General features: G+C 55.5%; 1 rRNA gene. It reads right to left on the bottom strand.

Annotated features, from left to right (window positions below):
• Positions 1 to 2,889: ribosomal RNA gene (locus F1593_RS27635) — 23S ribosomal RNA — on the bottom strand; the annotation flags it as partial.
• Positions 2,890 to 2,930: the final 41 nt, after the last annotated feature.

The raw sequence follows: 2,930 nt of genomic DNA, 5'->3' as shown, positions 1-2,930 counted from the left end.
CTGGGATCTTGATCTCACGAAGAGATGGGAAAACTTATCTTGGGTGCGGCTTCGCGCTTAGATGCCTTCAGCGCTTATCCCTTCTCGACATAGCTATCCAGCTCTGGCCCGGGCGGGCCAACTGGCACACCAGCGGTCGAGCCATCTCGGTCCTCTCGTACTGGAGATGACGCCCCTCAATTTTCCTGCGCCCACGACGGATAGAGACCGAACTGTCTCGCGACGTTCTGAACCCAGCTCGCGTGCCGCTTTCATGGGCGAACAGCCCAACCCTTGGGACCTACTCCAGCCCCAGGATGCGACGAGCCGACATCGAGGTGCCAAACCTTGCCGTCGATATGAACTCTTGGGCAAGATAAGCCTGTTATCCCCGGGGTAGCTTTTATCCGTTGAGCCACACTCCTTCCACTCGGGAATGTGGGATCACTAAGCCCGACTTTCGTCCCTGCTCGACCTGTCCGTCTTGCAGTCAAGCTCCCTTCTGCCTTTGCACTCTTCTGGGTGATGTCCATCCACCCTGAGGGAACCTTTGGGCGCCTCCGTTACGCTTTGGGAGGCGACCGCCCCAGTCAAACTACCCGCCTGATCTTGTCTGCGTCCCGGCTCACGGTGACGCATGAGAAACAACATACAACGAGAGTGGTATTTCACTGTTGCCTCCCCTATCCCCACAAGGATAGGTTCTCCGGCTCCCACCTATGCTACGCACGTCCTACCTCATTTCGAGGTCAAGTTGTAGTAAAGCTCCACGGGGTCTTTTTGTCCTGTCGTGGGTAACCCGTATCTTCACGGGTACTTCAATTTCGCCGAGTCCTCTGTCGAGACAGCGCTCAACTCGTTACTCCTTTCGTGCGGGTCGGAACTTACCCGACAAGGAATTTCGCTACCTTAGGACCGTTATAGTTACGGCCGCCGTTCACCGGGGCTTCGATTCGCAGCTACGTACACCGCTCCTCTTAACCTTCCGGCACTGGGCAGGAGTCAGCCCCTATACTTCCGCTTTCGCGTTCGCAGAGACCTGTGTTTTTGGTAAACAGTCGGTTGAGCCAATTTCTTGCAGCCTGCTCACGCCACTCTCTTACGAGAGCCTCGCTACTCAGGCACCCCTTCTTCCGAAGGTACGGGGTCAATTTGCCGAGTTCCTTAACAGAGGGTCGCTCGATCACCTGGGGAGATTTCCCCCTGCCTACCAGTGTCGGTTTGCGGTACGGGCGGAGATAAACTCTGGCGAGAGGCTTTTCTTGGCGGCGTAGGGGCCGATGACTTCCGCAGACGTGCGTCCGCTCGTGGCCAGGGTCACGCACAGGAAACCGGGATTTTCCTCGGCTTCGCGCTTCCACAAACCAACCCATCCTGTCCAATTGATGGGCTCACCTTCCTTACCGCGTCCCCCCATTGCTCGTAACGAGCATCTCCGGTGCAGGAATGTCCAACCTGCTTTCCATCGCCTACGACTATGACGTCCTCGGCTTAGGACCCGACTCACCCTGGGACGATTGACGGTGCCCAGGAACCCTCAGGCTTTCGGTGTGTCTGGTTTTCACAGACATGACGCTACTCATTCCGGCATTCTCACTTCTGCTTGCTCCACCAGTCCTTACGGTCTGGCTTCTCAGCCGGCAGAACGCTCCCCTACCAACCCATCTTTCATCAAGATGAATTCCATGGCTTCGGTGATGAACTTGAGCCTCGCTACGTTGTCGGTGCCACTACACTCGACCAGTGAGCTATTACGCACTCTTTAAATGATGGCTGCTTCTAAGCCAACATCCTGGCTGTTTGGGCGTACTGACTCCCTTTGACACTGAGTTCATACTTGGAGACCTTAGCCGATGGTCTGGGCTGTTTCCCTTTCGACAATGAAGCTTAGCCCCCACTGTCTCACTTGTAGGCATGCTGTCCTGGCATTCGGAGTTTGGTTGGGTTTGGTAACCTGCACGAGGCCCCTAGCCCATTCAGTGCTCTACCTCCAGGATAGTGTGTGTCCTACAGCTGTACCTCAATACATTTCGGGGAGAACCAGCTATCTCCGTGTTCGATTGGAATTTCTCCCCTATCCACCAGTCATCCCCTTGTTTTGCAACACAAGTGGGTTCGAGCCTCGACGGACTGTTACATCCGCTTCACTCTGCTCATGGATAGCTCACACGGTTTCGGGTCGCATCGCCGCAACGCTTCGCCCTCTTCAGACTCGGTTGCCCTGGGGCTCCCCAACATTGTGGTTGGTTAACCAGGCTACGACGATGCACTCGCCGGATCATTCTACAAAAGGCACGCCATTAGCCCTTGGTGGCTCGTGCCACAGTGGCCTCTGACTGCTGGTGAGTACGTGGTTTCAGGGTCTCTTTCATCCCCCTCTCGGGGTGCTTTTCACCTTTCCCTCACGGTACTTGTTCGCTATCGGTCGCTAAAGATGTGTAGCCTTGGAGGGTGGTCCCCCCAGCTTCCCACAAGGTTTCACGTGCCTCGTGGTACTCAGGATCCTAGCCAATTTGAGTTCTCCGTCCTCTACGAGACTCTCACTCGCTCTGGTCACGCTTTCCAACGTGTTCGAGTAGAAAACTCTCCTGTGTTGCTAGTCCTACAACCCCAGACATCCCGAAGGATCCCTGGTTTGGGCTGCTCCCGGTTCGCTCGCCACTACTACGGGAATCTCGGTTGATTTCTTTTCGTCGGGTTACTGAGATGTTTCAGTTCACCCACTGCCCCCCGTCACCGCCTATGTGTTCAGCGGGCGGTTTCCAGACATCACTCTGGAAGAGTTGCCTCATTCGGAATCTCGGGGTTCAACGCTTGTATGCAGCTCCCCCCGAACGTTTCGCCGGTCTCCGCGTCCTTCTTCGGTCTTTAGCGCCAAGGCATCCACCTCGTACTCTGTGTAGCTTGTTCTCATTTCTCTCTACATCATGTCTCTGATTGGATATTTGCTT

Origin of the sequence: Dictyobacter arantiisoli, from assembly GCF_008326305.1 — a bacterium.
GTDB lineage: Bacteria > Chloroflexota > Ktedonobacteria > Ktedonobacterales > Ktedonobacteraceae > Dictyobacter > Dictyobacter arantiisoli.
This window is presented reverse-complemented; position numbering and strand designations above follow the sequence as displayed.